The 16,770-nt window shown below is 62.9% G+C and carries 12 protein-coding genes; 8 read left to right on the forward strand and 4 right to left on the reverse strand.

The features are described from left to right. The 3 genes from xsc to ACP7DW_RS28450 all read left to right on the forward strand — a co-directional run. Window positions 1-1,362: sulfoacetaldehyde acetyltransferase (gene xsc / locus ACP7DW_RS28440; RefSeq protein ID WP_426057747.1), on the forward strand; the 1,362-nt coding region annotated here is incomplete at its 5' end. A 123-nt stretch (window positions 1,363-1,485) separates the two neighbouring features. Beyond that, a complete protein-coding gene (gene pta / locus ACP7DW_RS28445; RefSeq protein WP_426057746.1) occupies window positions 1,486-2,487 on the forward strand; it encodes a phosphate acetyltransferase in 1,002 nt (333 codons plus the stop codon). Window position 2,488: 1 nt separating this feature from the next. Next, window positions 2,489-3,250, forward strand: a complete 762-nt coding sequence (locus ACP7DW_RS28450; protein ID WP_426057745.1) for a TSUP family transporter — start codon at window positions 2,489-2,491, stop codon at window positions 3,248-3,250. A gap of 11 nt (window positions 3,251-3,261) precedes the next feature. On the opposite strand, the gene ACP7DW_RS28455 is transcribed toward ACP7DW_RS28450, so the two are convergent. Beyond that, window positions 3,262-3,945 (reverse strand): response regulator transcription factor, encoded by a 684-nt coding sequence (locus tag ACP7DW_RS28455; RefSeq protein ID WP_426057744.1) that lies wholly within the window; start codon window positions 3,943-3,945, stop codon window positions 3,262-3,264. An 88-nt stretch (window positions 3,946-4,033) separates the two neighbouring features. On the opposite strand from ACP7DW_RS28455, the gene ACP7DW_RS28460 reads away from it, so the two are divergent. From ACP7DW_RS28460 to ACP7DW_RS28480, 5 genes are all read left to right on the forward strand, one after another. Next, window positions 4,034-4,339, forward strand: a complete 306-nt coding sequence (locus tag ACP7DW_RS28460) for a hypothetical protein (protein ID WP_426057743.1) — start codon at window positions 4,034-4,036, stop codon at window positions 4,337-4,339. A 193-nt stretch (window positions 4,340-4,532) separates the two neighbouring features. Further along, on the forward strand, window positions 4,533-8,804 hold the full coding sequence (locus tag ACP7DW_RS28465) for an MBG domain-containing protein (protein ID WP_426057742.1): 4,272 nt from the start codon (window positions 4,533-4,535) through the stop codon (window positions 8,802-8,804). A 29-nt stretch (window positions 8,805-8,833) separates the two neighbouring features. Then, window positions 8,834-10,498 carry a ShlB/FhaC/HecB family hemolysin secretion/activation protein gene (locus ACP7DW_RS28470; RefSeq protein WP_426057741.1) on the forward strand — a complete coding sequence of 555 codons (1,665 nt, stop codon included), beginning with the start codon at window positions 8,834-8,836 and terminating at the stop codon, window positions 10,496-10,498. A 319-nt stretch (window positions 10,499-10,817) separates the two neighbouring features. Beyond that, window positions 10,818-11,705 carry an RNA ligase family protein gene (locus ACP7DW_RS28475; protein ID WP_426057740.1) on the forward strand — a complete coding sequence of 296 codons (888 nt, stop codon included), beginning with the start codon at window positions 10,818-10,820 and terminating at the stop codon, window positions 11,703-11,705. Further along, window positions 11,702-12,841, forward strand: a complete 1,140-nt coding sequence (locus ACP7DW_RS28480; RefSeq protein WP_426057739.1) for an AAA family ATPase — start codon at window positions 11,702-11,704, stop codon at window positions 12,839-12,841. The genes ACP7DW_RS28475 and ACP7DW_RS28480 overlap by 4 nt, the downstream gene beginning before the upstream one ends. A 4-nt stretch (window positions 12,842-12,845) precedes the next feature. Here the strand turns inward: ACP7DW_RS28480 and ACP7DW_RS28485 are convergent, their stop codons facing one another. The 3 genes from ACP7DW_RS28485 to ACP7DW_RS28495 form a co-directional block, all read right to left on the reverse strand. Next, window positions 12,846-14,576 (reverse strand): cobaltochelatase CobT-related protein, encoded by a 1,731-nt coding sequence (locus ACP7DW_RS28485; RefSeq protein WP_426057738.1) that lies wholly within the window; start codon window positions 14,574-14,576, stop codon window positions 12,846-12,848. Next, the gene (locus ACP7DW_RS28490; RefSeq protein ID WP_426057748.1) at window positions 14,573-15,502 is read right to left on the reverse strand and encodes an AAA family ATPase; all 930 of its coding nucleotides are present in this window, start codon (window positions 15,500-15,502) and stop codon (window positions 14,573-14,575) included. The genes ACP7DW_RS28485 and ACP7DW_RS28490 overlap by 4 nt, the downstream gene beginning before the upstream one ends. A gap of 86 nt (window positions 15,503-15,588) precedes the next feature. Further along, window positions 15,589-16,425, reverse strand: a complete 837-nt coding sequence (locus ACP7DW_RS28495; RefSeq protein ID WP_369811606.1) for an IclR family transcriptional regulator — start codon at window positions 16,423-16,425, stop codon at window positions 15,589-15,591. Window positions 16,426-16,770: the final 345 nt, after the last annotated feature.

A 16,770-nucleotide genomic window follows, 5' to 3' on the forward strand; every position in this document is an offset into this window, starting at 1 on the left:
GCCCGCATGGCGGAATTTACGGGCCGCTGCTTTGACCGCGCCATGTCGGAAATGGGCCCGACGCAACTGAACATCCCGCGCGACTATTTCTATGGCGAAATCAAGGCCGAAATCCCCAAGCCGAACCGCCTGGACCGTGGCGCGGGCGGCGAACACAGCCTCAATGAGGCGGCCGAACTGCTGGCCAAAGCCAAGTTCCCCGTGATTATTTCCGGCGGCGGCGTGGTCATGGGCGAAGCCATCGAGGAATGCAAGGCGCTGGCCGAACGCCTCGGCGCCCCCGTGGTGAACAGCTATCTGCATAACGACTCCTTCCCCGCCAGCCATCCGCTGTGGTGCGGTCCGCTCGGCTATCAAGGCTCGAAGGCGGCCATGAAACTGATCGCCCAGGCCGACGTCGTCGTGGCCCTCGGTTCGCGTTTGGGACCGTTCGGCACCTTGCCGCAGCACGGCATGGATTACTGGCCGAAAAACGCCAAGATCATCCAGATCGACGCGGACAACAAGATGCTGGGTCTGGTGAAAAAGATTTCGGTGGGCATCTGCGGCGACGCCAAGGCGGCGGCGAAGGCGATTCTTGCGCGCCTCGATGGCAAGACGCTCGATTGCGACGCCACGCGCGAGGAGCGCTACGCCACCGTGCAAGCAGAAAAAGCCGCGTGGGAAAACGAACTGGACAACTGGACGCACGAAAAAGATGCGTACAGCCTGGACATGATCGAAGAGCAAAAGAAAGAGCCGGGCAACTACCTGCACCCGCGCCAGGTCTTGCGCGAGCTGGAAAAAGCCATGCCGGAAGACGTGATGGTGTCGACCGACATCGGCAACATCAACTCGGTGGCCAACAGCTATCTGCGCTTTGAAAAGCCGCGCAGCTTCTTTGCGGCGATGAGCTTTGGCAACTGCGGCTACGCGTTCCCGACCATCATCGGCGCCAAGGTGGCCGCGCCGCACCGTCCGGCCGTGTCGTATGCGGGCGACGGCGCCTGGGGCATGAGCCTGATGGAAACGATGACCTGCGTGCGCCACAACATTCCCGTCACGGCCGTGGTGTTCCATAACCGCCAGTGGGGCGCGGAAAAGAAAAACCAGGTCGATTTCTACAACCGCCGCTTCGTCGCCGGTGAACTCGACAACCAGAGCTTCGCGGAAATTGCGCGCGCCATGGGCGCCGAAGGCATCACGGTCGACAAGCTGGAAGACGTGGGGCCGGCCCTGAAGAAGGCCATAGCCATGCAGATGAATGAAGGCAAGACGACCATCATCGAAATCATGTGCACGCGCGAGCTGGGCGACCCGTTCCGCCGCGATGCGCTGAGCAAACCGATCCGTCACCTGGACAAGTACAAAGACTACGTGTAATCAGTCAGTTCGATCCTTGTATGACCCCGGCTTGCCGGGTTTTATGTGCCGGAGCCATTGCTTCATATTTCCTACCTTATGCTGCCATGGTTCCGGCACTTTTTTTACCGAATTGGAGTAGTCATGAAAGCCCTGCACCGCATCATCGCCCAAGCCCGCGCCGTGCCGAAAAACATCGTCTTGTGCGAGGGTGACGATGCGCGCGTGCTGCAGGCGGCCGCGCGGGCGGCCAGCGAAGGCCTGGCGCATATCACCCTCGTCGGCAAGCCGGCCGCCATCCTGGCGCTGGCGCGCGAACACGCGCTGGAGCTCGATGCCGTGCGCCTGGTCGACCCGGCCACTTCCGAGGAGTCGGAGCACTATGCCCAGCAATTGTTTGTGCTGCGCCAGGCCAAGGGCATGACGGTGGAGCAGGCGCGTATCGCCGTGCAAGACCCGCTGTGCTACGCCAACCTGATGGTGCGCCTGGGCGACGCCGACGGCTGCGTGGCGGGGGCCGTGCACACGACGGCCGACGTGGTGCGCAGCGCCATCCAGATCATCGGCGTCGATCCCGCCTTCAAGCTCGTGTCGAGCTTTTTCCTGATGATGCTGTGCGAACCGTTTCACAGCCTGAAGGGCGGTTTCATCTTTTCCGACTGCGCCCTGGTGGTCGACCCGAAGGCGGAGGAGCTGGCCGACATCGCCATGGCCGCCGCCGACAGCGCGCAAGCGTTGCTGATGGAAGAGCCGCGCGTGGCCATGCTGTCGTTTTCCACCAGCGGCAGCGCCCACCATGCGGCCGTCGACAAGGTGCATGCGGCCACGGACCGGGTCAAGGCCCAGCGCCCCAAGTTGGCCATCGATGGCGACGTGCAGCTCGATGCGGCCATCGTGGCCGAGATTTCGCAGAGAAAAGTCAAGGATTCCGTCGTCAACGGCCGCGCCAACGTGCTGGTGTTCCCGAACCTTGATGCGGGCAATATCGGCTACAAGCTGGCCGAGCGCATGGGCGGCGCCGTCGCCATCGGCCCCTTGCTGCAAGGCTTGAACAAGCCGGCCAACGATTTGTCGCGCGGCTGCTGCGCCGACGATGTGTACAACGTGATCGCGGTCACTGCCGTGCAGGCCCAGGGTGGGCGCTGAGTTGTTCAGCCTGCCCGTGCTGGCGCTGCTGGGCGTGGTGGCGGCAGGCACGTATTTCCAGACCGTCACGGGCTTTGGCCTGGGCATGATCGTCATGGGCGTGGCCAGCGGACTGGGCCTGGCGCCCGTGCCCGCGCTGGCGGCCCTCGTCAGTTTGTTGTCGCTGGCCAATTGCCTGGTCGCCTTGCCGGGCGCCTTGCACCACCTGGACTGGCGCGCGATCCGCGCGGCCAGCATCGGCTTGCTGCCGGCCATGGCGGCCGGCGTCTTGCTATTGGGATATCTGGACCAGGCGTATGCGCCCGTCCTGAAACTGTTATTGGGCGCGGCCATCGTGTATGGCGGCGTCAGCATTGTGCTGCAGGCGCCGCCGGGACCGGGCGCGGCCGACAAGCGCAGCTTCTTCATCAGCGGCGTGTGCGGCGGCCTGTTTTCGGGCCTGTTTTCGCTCGCGGGCCCGCCGCTCGTGTACCAGTTTTATCGTCAGGAAATGAGTTTAAAGACCATCCGCTACAGCCTGATCTTTTTGTTTGCCATCAGCGCGGGCGGACGCTCGCTGATGGCGGGCAGCCAGGGCCAGCTCGATGCGAAAGTGTTACTTTTGTGCGCGCTGGCCCTGCCTGTCGGCGTGCTGGCCACCATGGCCGGCAAGCGCTATCCGCCGCCGATCGCCCAGCGCGGCATGCGCCGCATCGCGTTTGCCGTGCTGACCCTGATCGGCCTTTCCTTGATGGCGGCGGCCGTGCCGCAATTGTTCACCTAGCGAGCGCGGGTTCAGGGCCGTACTGCCGCGTTGGCGAAGAAGCGGTAACCGGCGTTGCGCGCCGTATTGATCGGCAGGGACAGCCCGGTGGCTTGCTCGGTCTTGCGGCGCAGGCGGCGGATCTGCGTGTCGAGGCGGCGCTGATCGTAGTCGAGGAAATCCTCGCCCAACGACTCGACGATTTGCTGGCGGCTGACGATGCGCTCGGGCTCTGCCATCAGTACCTGCAGCACGGTCAAGTCTTGCTGCGACAGCGCGATGGCGCAGCAACCGGGCGGCAACAGCCGGCGCGGCCCCAGTTCGAGTATCCACGTGGGCACGCTCACCGGTTCGCCCAGGCGGCGGCGCAGGCTGCTCAGGGTGGCAGCCAGTTCATCGAGGTCGGTATTTTTGGGCAGATAGTAATCGGCGCCGTCGATCAAGCCGCTTACCTTGTGTTGCATCGCGCTGCGCGCAGTAAAGACGACAATGCCTAGTTGCCGGCCCTGCGCCCGCAGCGCGCGGACCAGTTCCATGCCGTCGCCATCGGGCAAGCCCAGGTCGATGACGGCAATATGGTGCTGCGTGGGAGCGTAACAGGCTTGAAAGTCGGCCAGGTTGGCGACTGCACTGACGCGATAGCCGCAATCGCCAAGAAATTCGGTCAGTTCTTGCCGCATGACGGCTTCATCTTCAAGCAGAATAAGGTTCAACATGGGGCAAGGATACCCGATCGTTTTCGCGGCGTGAAGGTCAGACTGGAATTGCCCGCGCTGTTTCCCCGCTTGACCCGTGGCGTTGTCGGTGTCACCGCTGCCGCTGATCGTCCTGTTCATCGTGCTGGCCACATGGCTCACACTGCGCGGACACCGTCCGGCACGCGCTTTCCTGCTGATTTTCGGCATCTTTTACGCGGGTGTCCTGATCAGTTTTCTGCGCAGCATGGCGGTTCTGCGGAACAGTGCCGGCATGGATGGCATCGTCAGTTTTTCGCTGCATATACCCGTGCATATACCCGCCTGCTTACATCTCGATTCCCGACTGAATCAGTCGGGAATCGCTCAGGTTTGCTCACTTATAAATCTGGAATCTTTGTTATATTTTCCCTAAAGAAATTTCTGTAGCTTTTGGCCACATTTATGTGGTGAAAGGCAATAGGGATGGAAGCGAGGGAGAGGCTGTCTGTGCGCATGGCGCATGCATGGCCGATATCGCCATTTCCGCCGACTCACCCGCCGCCAGGGGCGCGGGTGAGTCGGCGCGTGGGTGCTCCGTATACAAAATATCAACAAGGATAGACTGCATGCATCGTCACGGATCATTGAATCACATTTATCGACTCGTCTGGAGTCATGTTCTGAACGCCTGGGTTGCCGTTGCCGAGACGTCGCGCGGGCGCGGCAAGGGCGGACGCCGCAAGTTGGCCGCGGCCGCGGCCGCCATGGCGGCGTTGACGCTGGGAGGCCCCGCCTGTGCCGGACCCACGGGAGGCCAGGTGGTGGCCGGCTCGGCGACCATCACCCAGTCCGGCGCGACAACGACGATTCAGCAGACGAGCCAGCAAGCTTCGCTGAACTGGGCCAGCTTCAATGTGGGCAGCAAGGAAACCGTCAACTTCGTGCAACCGTCGGCCAGCGCGCTCGCCGTCAACCGCATTCTCGACAGCAATGGTTCGCAGATCCTCGGGCGACTTAATGCCAACGGCCAGGTCTACCTGATCAACCCGAACGGCATCCTGTTCGGCCGCACCGCGCAGGTCAATGTGGGTGCTCTTGTTGCTTCGACCCTCGATGTCGACACTGCCAGCCTGGCTGGCAACAAGCATGTCTTCAGCGGCAAGGGAGGCGGACGCATCGTCAATGAGGGCACCATCCGTGCTGCCGATGGTGGCTATGTCGCGCTGGTGTCCGCAAAGATCAGCAACAGCGGCACCATCGCTGCCCATGCCGGCAGCGTGCTGATGGGTGCAGGCAGCGCGGTCACGCTGGACCTGGGTGGTCCCGTCAAGCTGCAAGTGACGCAGGGCGCGCTCGATACCCTGATCGAGAATGGCGGCGCCATCCGTGCCGATGGCGGCCAGGTCTACCTGACGGCCAAGGCGGCGGGCGAACTGGCGGCGAGTGTCATCAACAATACGGGCGTGATCGAAGCGCATACCCTGGCCAGCGGTGAAAAAGGCCAGATCGTGTTGCTGGGCGATATGAAGAAGGGCAACCTCCATGTCGCCGGCGTGCTCGACGCCAGTGCGCCGCAAGGCGGCGACGGCGGCTTCATTGAAACGAGCGCAAATCGGGTGGACATCGGCGCCGCGCGTGTCACTACGGCTGCACCGCGCGGCAAGACGGGCACCTGGCTGATCGATCCGAACGACTTCACGGTCGCTGCCAGTGGCGGCAACATGACGGGATCGGCGGTGTCCAGCGCCCTGGCCAGCAACAATTTCGCCATCATGACGACCAGCATGGGGACGACGGGCGGCAATGGCGACATCCACGTGAACGACGCGATTAATTGGTCGGCCAACAAGCTCACGCTGACTGCCGAGCGCAACATCAATATCAACGCGAACCTGAACGCGAGCGGCACGGGCCAGCTCGCATACCAGTACGGGCAAGCCACGGCCGATGGTGCCGGCAGCTCCTACAGTGTTTCGCTGGGCGTCGCCGTGAACATCCCGCATGCCAGCGCATTTACCTGGCAAAAGGGCAGTGGCGGACGCGTGAACAATCTGGTGCTGGACAATGGCAAAGTGCGTTACGGCAACGGCGTGGAAAATTCGTTCACGGACGATGGTCTGCTGAAAGGCCCGGCCTATTTCGATAACTCGACCACGGGCCGTAATGGCTGGTTCCAGCTCACCTATCGCGCAAGGCCATTCGAGTTTGCCATCGCCGCTGGCGGGGACGGCAGCAACTCCTGGAATGGCACTGGGGAAGTGCTGGCCTCCAATTTGAATGGGGGCGGGGCGGGGATGGGCTCGGCAGGCAGCTATTTGAATGCGCTGAGTAATCGTTCGCTGAATATTGCCGGTTATCAAGAGGGTGTCGGTACCGTGGTGACGACGGGAACGTTGACTTTCCAGACCTTGCAGCAATCTGCCGGCGTGACGCACAGCTACACGTTGAAGACAGGAGACGCCTATATCAACATGGATAGTCGCGTCACCAACCAGAGCAGCGCACCGCTGACGAATGTACGTATGTGGCTGGGGACTGGCGACGACTTCATCGGTACATCGGACCGCAATTTCAAGACCAAGGGGATCATCAGCGGGGGCGCATTCGTGCCCTTGACTGACGCGAATGCGCCCTCGAATGCGATCATGGTTAGTGAAGTCGGTAGCGGTACCAACGGGTCGGCCGCGCTGTTTTATTCGACAACAGCTGGCGTGAATACCGTCCATAGCGATTGCTGCGAGTTTTCCAAGGTGGTGTTCAAGGATCCGAAAAGTTCATCGATCGCTTCTGCGCAGAATGATGGCAGCTATGCCATCTTCATGCGCGTGCCGGACTTGGCTCCGGGGCAGTCTGGCGGTCTGTCGGTTTATTATGCTGCGGCGCCCATTTTGCAATTATCGTCCGCCATCGTCTCGGTCGACGATGCCGCCGGTAATACCCCCAAGTCGGTGTATCTGCGCCTGACGCCCGGCAGCAGCGTCTATGGCAATACGCCGATCTTTAATTATGCGCTGTATGACGCGCTCGTGGACGGGCGACTGGTCACGGATGCCGGCGTTAGCGGCACCATTAGCTGGCTGGGTGCGCCTTCCGCCACCTCATCGACCGGCCTCTACACGATCACCTATGGCACCGGCCTCACCTTGGGCAAGGCTGGTTATACCTTGACGCCGGGCGGCCCGGTCTACTGGACGGTCACGCCCCGTCCGTTGAACGTGGCCGTGACGAAGACCTACGACGGCAGCGGCACGTTTAATGCCGGCTTTGTGCTGTCGGGACTGGTCAATGGCGATAGTGCGCCTAGCATAACGGGTTCAGCCAGTGTCGGCAGCCGCAACGCGGGACGTTACAGCAGTTTTGACTCCAGCACGCTGAACCTGTCAAACAGCAATTATGTGTTGAACGCCAGCGGCATCAGCGCCAGCATCGACCCTCGTCCCATCATGGTGGCCGCCGATGCGAAGAGCAAGGTGTACGGCAATGTCGATCCGAGCCTGACTTACCAAGTGACGAAAGGTGCGCTGGTGGAAGGCGACAGCCTGGGTGGCGTCTTGCGCCGCGCAGTTGGCGAAAACGTCGGCAGCTACACGATCGACGCCTCGGCCCTGGCCAACGGCAACTATGTGGTGACGGCGCACAACGGCGCCTTGAGCATCGCCGCCCGCCCGATCACGGTAACGGCCGATGCGAAGAGCAAGGTCTACGGCAACGTGGACCCAGGCCTGACGTATCAGGTGACGCAGGGCAGCCTGGTCGCTGGCGACAGCCTGGGTGGCGTCTTGCGCCGTGCAGCTGGCGAGAACGTGGGCAGCTACACGATCGACGCCTCGGCCTTGGCCAACGGCAACTATGTGGTGACGGCGCACGACGGCGCCTTGAGCATCAATGCGCGTGCCATCACGGTAACGGCCGATGCGAAGAGCAAGGTCTACGGCAACGTGGATCCTGGCCTGACTTACCAGGTGACACAAGGCAGTCTGGTGGCTGGTGACAGTCTGGGCGGCGTCTTGCGCCGTGTTGCCGGTGAAAACGTGGGCAGCTACACGATCGACGCCTCGGCCCTGGCGAATGGCAACTATGTGGTGACGGCGCACAACGGCGCCTTGAGCATCGCCGCGCGCCCGATCACGGTAACGGCCGATGCGAAAAGCAAGGTCTACGGCAATGTCGATCCTGGCCTGACGTACCAGGTGACACAAGGCAATCTGGTGGCGGGCGACAGCCTGGGCGGCGCCTTGCGCCGCGTGGCCGGTGAAAACGTGGGCAGCTACACGATCGACGCCTCGGCCCTGGCCAACGGCAACTATGTGGTGACGGCGCACGACGGCGCCTTGAGCATCGCCGCGCGCCCGATCACGGTGACGGCCGATGCGAAGAGCAAGGTCTATGGCAACGTCGATCCTGGCCTGACTTACCAGGTGACGCAGGGCAGTCTGGTGGCGGGCGACAGCCTGTCCGGCGCCTTGCGCCGTGCTGCTGGCGAGAACGTGGGCAGCTACACGATCGACGCCTCGGCCCTGGCCAATGGCAATTACGTGGTGACGGCGCACGACGGCGCCTTGAGCATCGCTGCTGATCCAGGACTGGAAAATGCGATTCGCCTGGCGCGGCGCCAAGTCACCACTGGCACCAATGATGTGGCGGCGGGTACGGTGGCAAACGCCGGGGCACTAGCCGTACCGGGTGTCGCGGCATATGTCGTGCCCGGCGCCGGCAGTATGCCTGATAACGGCGTCAACCTGATCGGCGGACTGGCGCTGGTGCCGGTAACTGATGCGGCGCACGCCACGTCAGCGCAGGGCGGTAGCGGCACGTCTGGCTTTACGCGCATCTTTGTCGTCAACGGCGGCATTAATGTGCTGGCTGCCGCCCCGGTAGACGGAGGAGTGGCGCAATGATTGTACTGATTCAACAAACAAAAAAATCGATGAAAAAACAACAACCACCTCGGCGCAACACTGTTGCCATGGCGCTGGGCGTCGCCTTATGCCATTTTTCGCCCGCCGCACAGGCGCAGGTTCCGCCTGACGCGGGCCAGACCTTGCAGCAACTTCAGCCGCCGATCGCAGCGCCGCGCGAAAGCCAGCCTTTGAAGATACAGGCGCCGCTCGATGCCGCGCCCATCGCGCCGGGAGGGGCGGCCGTCATCTTGAATGCGGTCAAGCTGAGCGGCAATTCCGTGTTCAGCGAAGAAACGCTGCGCGCGGCGCTGGGCGACGTCACGGGCAAGACGTTCGACCTGGCCGGCTTGCGCGGCCTGGCCCAGCGCATCACGGACGTTTACCAGGCGGGCGGCTACCCGTTCGCCCGCGCCATCCTGCCGCCGCAAGACCTGGCGAACGGTGACTTGCACATCGAGGTGATCGAGGGACGTTATGGCGTGGTGCAGGCACAGGGCGACGATACCGGCCTGGCGCGGCAGGCGACAGCCTTCCTCGACGGCTTGCTTCCTGGCAGCGTGATCGCCAGTGCACCGCTGGAACGCGCCGCCTTGTTGCTCGATGATTTGCCTGGCATCCAGACCAGCGCCACGATGCGTCCTGGCACGCAGGCGGGGACGGGCGATTTGATCGTCCAGGTCGCCCGCGACCAGCGCGTGCGCGGCGACATCGGCCTGGACAATGCCGGCAGCCGCTACACGGGGAAAAACCGCGTGCGTGCGAATGTCGACATCAATAGTCCCTTCCTGCTGGGCGACCAGATCACCGTGCGTGCGCTGCTGAGCGAGGAGAAATTGTGGCTCGGCTCGCTTGGCTACAGCCTGCCGCTGGGCACGTCCGGCTTGCGCGGCAATGTCGGCTACTCACATACCAGCTATGAACTGGCGAAGGAATTCGCCAGTCTGCATGCGAACGGAACGGCGAAGGTTGCCAGCGCTGGCCTTAGCTATCCCATCCTGCGCTCGCAAAAGGCCAATCTGACCTTGATCGCCACCTATCAATCGAAGGATTTGCACGATAACCGCGATAGCACCCGGACCTACGAAAGCAAGTCCAGCCAGTCCATGCCACTGGCCCTGCAATTCGATTACCGCGACGCGTTCGATGGCATCACCTACGGCAGCGCGAGCTGGACTCCAGGCAAGCTGAAACTCGATGCGGGCTTGACGGCCGTTGATGATTACAAGAGCAACGGTCGTTTTCACAAGGTCAACCTCGACGTGGTGCGCCTGCAATCCTTGCCCGCCGGTTTCAACCTGATGGCCCACCTGAGCTGGCAGCAAGCCAACAAGAACCTCGATTCGTCCGAAAAGCTGAGTCTGGGCGGCGCCAGTGGCGTGCGCGCATATCCATCGGGTGAAGCCACCGGCGACGAGGGGGGGCTGGCACAGCTGGAACTGCGCTATGACGCAGGCGCCTATACGCCATATGCCTTCATGGATGCGGGCCGCATCACGGTCAACGCCAAACCGGTGGTGGCCGGTGACAACCGGCGCAGCCTGAGCGGCGGCGGCCTGGGCTTGCGCTACCAGCGGCAGGCATGGAGTGCGGACGTGGCCCTGGCCTGGCGCAGCATCGGTGGCCGTTCACTGTCGGAAACGAACAGCGATCCCAAACCGCGCGTCTGGCTGAATGTGGAATACCGCTTTTAGTTTTTAGTTCGTCGGATGGCAAGGCGCACGGTTGACGCGTGCGCCTTGCAAAATAATCTGACACCCGTTATATTCCCCGTTCTTTCTCGAACCTCTTCCTTATTGGAGCCAAAAGTGCCTCGCTTCTTCGCCATCACCTGCTAACGCTGACGAAATGCTCTTGCAGCATCGTTCGGCGCGTTGACGCCCCCGATTGCTGCGGCACTGCTCTTTCCGCACACGTATCCAGGACCACCGTCCTGATCGTCCACGCCCGAACACGTCGTCAGCACCCCTGACCCTGTATGGACACGCCCCGGTGAACGCGGCGTGGGACGCTATGTTTTTACACTCTTTACCCTTATTCAAATACCCGCGCACGCCGCACCTGGAAGGCTCGCGCCTGCAGGACGGCGACGACGCTTCCGACCAGATGCCGCTGAAAAAGCTGGCCGGCCAGTACGTCGTCATCGAGGAAAAAATCGATGGCGCCAACTCCGCCGTGTCGTTCAGCGATGCGGGCGAGGTGCTGCTGCAGTCGCGCGGCCACTACCTGGCGGGCGGCGGCAGCGAACGCCAGTTCAACCTGTTGAAACCGTGGGCGCATGCGCATGAACACGCCTTGCTGCATCTGCTGGAAGATCAGTATGTGCTGTTTGGCGAATGGTCGTACAGCAAGCATTCCGTGTTTTACGACCGGCTGCCCCATTACTTCAACGAGTTCGACGTGTATTGCCGGCGCAGCCAGATGTTTCTGTCGACGGCGCGCCGCCACGCCATGCTGGCCGGCTCGCCCGTGCTATCGGTCCCCGTGCTGTATGCGGGCGCCATGCCCGCGTCGCCCAAGCAGCTGTGGCAACTGCTGCGCCATTCGCTGGCCAAGTCCCGCCTGTGGCGCGACGCCTTTGACAATGTGGTGGCGCGCGAGCGCCTGCCGCTGGACCTGTGCTGGAAGCAGACGGACAAGTCCGACCATGCGGAAGGCCTGTACCTGAAGGTGGAAGACGACGAGCAAGTGCTGGCCCGCTACAAGCTGGTGCGCCATGACTTTACGCAAACCATCCTCGACAGCGGCTCGCACCACAGCACGCGGCCCCTGATCCCAAACCAGCTGGCCAACGGCGTGGATCTGTACGCGCCGCAGCCGCTGGTCACGTGGGAAAGCCTGGGCCTGCATACCTGCCGTTCGCTCGACGAACTGGCAACCTTTTCAAGGAGTACAAGATGAACTGGAAACAGTTGCAACAGCTGGTGCCGCCAGCGGGCCAGTCGCCCGATTTCAATGCCTGCCTGGCCGCCTTCCCGCAGCTGGAACTGGCCAAGACGACGCCGCAAAACCCCGTGTATCACGCGGAAGGCGATGTGTGGACGCATACGATGATGGTGGTGGAATCCCTGCTGGCCATGCCCGGCTATCAGCAAGCCACGCGGGCGCAACAGGAAATCGTCTTCCTGGCCGCCTTGCTGCACGACGTGGCCAAGTGCAGCACCACGGTGATCGACCCGGTCACGGGCGCCATCGGCCAGCCTGGCCACTCGCGCAAGGGCGCCCTCGATGCGCGCATCGCCCTGTGGGATGGCGACGTGCCGTTTGCCGTGCGCGAGGAAATCTGTCGCCTGATCAATGTGCACCAGGTGCCGTTCTTTGCGCTGGAAACATCGCGACGAGGCGTCACGCCCGAGTTCACCGTGCGCGAACTGTCGTGGCAGGTCGATATCCGCCTGCTGGCCATGCTGGCCGAGGCCGACATCCGTGGCAGGATTTGCCCGGACCCGCAGCGCATCCTCGACGCCATCGAGCTGTTCCGCGAACTGGCGCGCGAGGAGGGCTGCTACGGCCAGCGCAGGGCCTTCGTCGACGACCACACGCGCGTCAAATACTTTCGCGGCGCCGAGGCGCATCCCGATTATTCCCTGTTCCAGGAAGCGGGTTCGCACGTGATCGTGATGTCGGGTTTACCCGCGTCGGGCAAGAACACGTGGGTGGAGAAGCACCATCCGCGCCTGCCCGTGGTCTCGTTCGACGATGCGCGCACGGCCCTGGGCTTGAAGCATGGCAAGAACGAGGGGCAGGTGGGCGACTACGCGGAAGAGCGGGCGCGGGAGCTGTTGCGCAAGAGCGAGCCGTTCGTGTGGAACGCCACGCATCTGTCAAAACTGATGCGCGAAAAGACGCTCAACCTGCTCTACAAATACCACGCGCAGGTGGAACTGGTGTACCTGGAGCAGCCGCGCAAGGAATTACTGCGGCGCAACGGCCAGCGCGACACATCGCTCAGCAACAAGAAGCTGCAAGCGATGTTGTGGAACTGGGAAATTCCCTTGCCGATGGAAGCGCACACGGTGCGCTACGAGGTGGCTTGACGGTCTAGCGTTTCTGTCCGCCCAGCAACTGCGCGATCTCGCTGAACAGTTCATTGTTCAGCGAGGCGGGCAGGGTGGTGGCCAGGCTGCGGCTGTAGTAGGCACCCAGGTCCAGGCCCAGGCCCAGCCCGCAAATTTCCACGGCGCCCTGCGCTTCGCGGCGCGCCACCACCTGCTTCAAATGCTGCGCCAGGTAAAACTCGTCGTTGGCCAGATTCGTGGCCGTATCCATCGGGCAACCGTCGGAGACGACCAGCAGGATGCGCCGCCGTTCCGGGCGCGCCAGCATGCGCGTGCAGGCCCAGTCCACCGCTTCGCCATCGACGCCTTCGCGGTACAAGTCCGCTTTCAGCAGGGCCGCGATGTCGGGCCGCGCGCGGCGCCAGCGCGTGTCGCCATCCTTGAACACCATGTGCACGAGTTCATTTAAACGCCCCGGATTCGCCGGCGAGCGGGCGCGCATCCAGTCGCGCCTGACTCTGCCCCCGTTCCACGCGCCTGTCGTAAAGCCCAGCAATTCCGTGGTGATGCCGGCCTGGTCCAGCGCGCGCAGCAGAATGTCGAGCAGCACGGCGACCGACTCCGCGTGCGTCTTCATGGAACCGGAGCAATCGACGAGAAAACTGACCAGGCAATCGGCTTGTGGCAAAAATTGTTCCTTGCGGAACAGCCTGCGCTCGGACGGCGAGCTGATCAGCTGCGCCAGGCGCCGGCCATCGACGTATCCCTCTTCCTCGCCGAAGGACCAGCCGTCGCGCTCGGGCACGGCCAGCAATTGCGTAAAGCGCCGCGCCAGGCGCGCCGTGTTGATGCCCAGGCTGGCGATGCGCTCATCCATGCGCTCGCGGTAGTCGAGCAGCAGGGCGCGGCGCACCAGTTCGCCTGCTTTTTCCTCGCGGTCGTAGGCCATGGAGTATGCCTTGTAGCCGCCATCGCTGTCGCGCAAGGCGCGGCTGTCGCCCAAAGGCGCCGCATCGGGAAGGTGGTCGTTGTCGCTGTCGAAATCGAGCAGCAGCTTGAAGGCCGCCTGCGCTTTCGCGTCGCCGGCCTCGTCCTTGCTACCGTCGCGCGCCGCCTGCGCCTCTTTCAGCATGGCATCGACGGCGTGGGCGATGGCCAGCGCATGGCGCGCAAAGGCGGCTTGATCCAGGCGGTGGCGGCGCAAGCCCGCCAGGTCGCCGCTCAGTTGCGACGACACCGACCAGCGCGTGGCTTCAATAAAATCTTCCGTTTTTTCCAGCACGGGCCTGGCCGTCAGGCGCGACCAGCACATCTGGAACACGGTATACAAGAGCAAGCCCGAAGCGCCTTCGGCCAGGCCGGAATCGTAAAATGCGTGCGACCAGGCAGTAAAACGGTGGCGCAGGTTGGCGATGACGCCAGCGTGGTGTTCTGGCGCAAGCGTTTCCACCCTTAACTGCTCCAGCAGCTCGAAGACGAGGCGCGCCACGGGGTCAAGCGGGCACAGCGACTTGTGCAGCGCCGCATCCGTATGCAGCAGGCGCAGCGCCACGCTGTCGGCCGCGCCGCGCAGCGAGGGCAAATCCTGCAGCGCCGCAGCGGGCTGCAGATGGGCGGCGTGGATGGGCAGGGGGCGGTGACCGTCGTGCAGGCGCCGGCCACGATAGCGGATGGCGGCAACGCCGCTCAGCGCGCGGATGGCGCCCGCGCACAGTTCATCCGTTTCCTGCTGCTCGCGCGTGTAGGGAGCAGGCGCGGTCGCGTCCGTACTCATGCCTGGCTCGCCAGCAATTCCTCATTGAAACAGCGCTGGTAATACTCGGCCACCATGGGCCGCTCGGCCTCGTCGCATTTGTTGAGGAAGGACAGGCGGAAGGCCAGCGCCGGGTCGCGGAAGATCTGGCAATTTTCCGCCCAGGTAATCACCGTGCGCGGCGACATCAGACAGGCCAGGTCGCCCGCCGCATAACCGTGGCGCGTCAGGCTGGCCACGGCCACCATGCTGCTCGCCAGCTGGCGGCCCGCCTCGTCGTTCATGGCGGGGACTCGGGCCAGCACGATTGCCGTTTCCTCGTCTGGCGGCAGATAGTTCAGGGTAGCAACGATGTTCCAGCGGTCGATCTGCGCGTGATTGAGCACTTGCGTGCCGTGGTACATGCCGTTCAGGTTGCCCAGGCCCACCGTGTTCGAGGTGGCGAACAGGCGGAAGTGGGGGTGCGGCGTGATGACCCGGTTCTGGTCGAGCAAAGTAAACTTGCCGTCGCGTTCGAGGATGCGCTGGATGACGAACATCACGTCGGGGCGGCCCGCGTCGTACTCGTCGAAGATCAGGGCCACGGGGCGCTGCAATGACCAGGGCACGATGCCTTCCTGGAATTCGGTGACTTGCTGCTGCTCGCGCAGCACGATGGCGTCCTTGCCGACCAGGTCCAGGCGGCTGATGTGGCCATCCAGGTTGACGCGCACGCAAGGCCAGTTCAGGCGCGCCGCCACCTGCTCGATATGCGTCGACTTGCCCGTGCCGTGCAAGCCTTGCACCATCACGCGGCGGTTATGCGTGAAGCCGGCCAGGATCGCCAGGGTCACGTCCTGGTTGAAGCGGTAGGCAGGATCGATGTCGGGCACGTGCGCGTCGCGTTCCGTGAAGACGGGCACGAGCAGGTCGCTGTCGATATGGAACAGGCCGCGCACGGACTGCATGGTTTGCGCTGCGGCGGCGGGGGGATGTTGGCGTGAATCTGGCACCTTGTTCTCCTGATCTGGCCGCAGCATGGGAGCCGCAGCGGTTATGAATTACCTGCTTGCAATGCGTCGTCGTCCCCGCCCGTCGTCGGCATGGTTTCCGATTCGATGGCGGCCAGGGCTTGCGCGGCGCGTTGTAATGCTGGCAAGAAATGTAAAGCCTTGTCGTGCGTCAAACGGATGATGGGCGCCTGGATCGCCACGGCCAGGTTCGAGCGGCCGTTCGGGTTCGGCACCAGCACGGCCACGCACAGCAGGCCGGGCAGGAATTCTTCGTCGTCCAGCGCGTAGCCGTTGCGGCGCACCAATTCCAGTTCGCGTTCCAGCTTGACGGGGTCCGTTTCCGTCTTGTCCGTAAAGCGCGTCAGTTCCATGTGGCCCAGCAGGCGGCGCCGTTGCACCGGCGTCATTTGCGCCAGGAACAATTTGCCGCTGGACGAGCAGTGGGCCGGCACGCGCGAGCCGGGATGCAGATAGAAGCGCAGCGGGGCCGCCGTTTCCACCCGGTCCAGGTACACCACTTCGCTGCCGCTGAAGGCCGTCAGGTTGCAGCTTTCGCCCACTTCCTCGACCAGCTGGCGCAAGACCATGCGGCGGGCGCCATGGAACGTGTTGTTAATCAAGAGGTTCGATGCCAGGCGGCGCAGGCGCACGCCGGTGCTGTAGTGGCGGCCATCGCTTTCGCGCTGCAGCACGCCCACGCTTTCCAGTTGCTGCAACATGCGGTGCAGGGTGGGTTTCGGCAAGCCCGTTTCTTCCACCAGCGCTTGCAGCGACAGCAACTGGTCTTTCTCGGCAATCACTTCCAGCAAGGCAAACAAACGCATCGTGGGCGTGTCGCCTTCCAGTTTTTCCGGCTCAAGTTTTGGGGATGAAATCATGTCCATGGTGGCCTCGGTGTGGTGTCTGTAGTGTTATTTCATTTTCGAACTCAAATTGTACCGTTTTCTCGAAATTCTGTTTGACTTTTGCACGTCGAACGCTTAAATTGAATTGTATATCAAATTCCGGAACAAAATATACCGTTTTTTGATAATTTAGCCGAAACTTATTACCACAGACCAGGAGACACCCATGAATGACATGACCGAGCAAAAAGCCGCCGCCGCAGTGGCCACCCCCACCGGCCCGCAAAAAATGACGCCTTCCGAAGCGTTCGTGGAAACCCTGGCCGCCAATGGCGTGACCGACATGTTCGGCATCATGGGCTCGGCCTTCATGGACCC

It is taken from the genome of Janthinobacterium sp. PSRC1-1 (assembly GCF_049897525.1).
Lineage (GTDB): Bacteria > Pseudomonadota > Gammaproteobacteria > Burkholderiales > Burkholderiaceae_D > Janthinobacterium > Janthinobacterium tructae.

Bases quoted from the DNA above. Each gene is read 5' to 3' on its own strand.
- pta (WP_426057746.1), top strand. From the start codon at position 1,486: ATGAAAGCCCTGCACCGCATCATCGCCCAAGCCCGCGCCGTGCCGAAA.
- ACP7DW_RS28455 (WP_426057744.1), bottom strand. From the start codon at position 3,945: ATGTTGAACCTTATTCTGCTTGAAGATGAAGCCGTCATGCGGCAAGAA.
- ACP7DW_RS28465 (WP_426057742.1), top strand. From the start codon at position 4,533: ATGCATCGTCACGGATCATTGAATCACATTTATCGACTCGTCTGGAGT.
- ACP7DW_RS28470 (WP_426057741.1), top strand. From the start codon at position 8,834: ATGAAAAAACAACAACCACCTCGGCGCAACACTGTTGCCATGGCGCTG.
- ACP7DW_RS28475 (WP_426057740.1), top strand. From the start codon at position 10,818: ATGTTTTTACACTCTTTACCCTTATTCAAATACCCGCGCACGCCGCAC.
- ACP7DW_RS28480 (WP_426057739.1), top strand. From the start codon at position 11,702: ATGAACTGGAAACAGTTGCAACAGCTGGTGCCGCCAGCGGGCCAGTCG.
- ACP7DW_RS28485 (WP_426057738.1), bottom strand. From the start codon at position 14,576: ATGAGTACGGACGCGACCGCGCCTGCTCCCTACACGCGCGAGCAGCAG.
- ACP7DW_RS28490 (WP_426057748.1), bottom strand. From the start codon at position 15,502: ATGCAGTCCGTGCGCGGCCTGTTCCATATCGACAGCGACCTGCTCGTG.
- ACP7DW_RS28495 (WP_369811606.1), bottom strand. From the start codon at position 16,425: ATGATTTCATCCCCAAAACTTGAGCCGGAAAAACTGGAAGGCGACACG.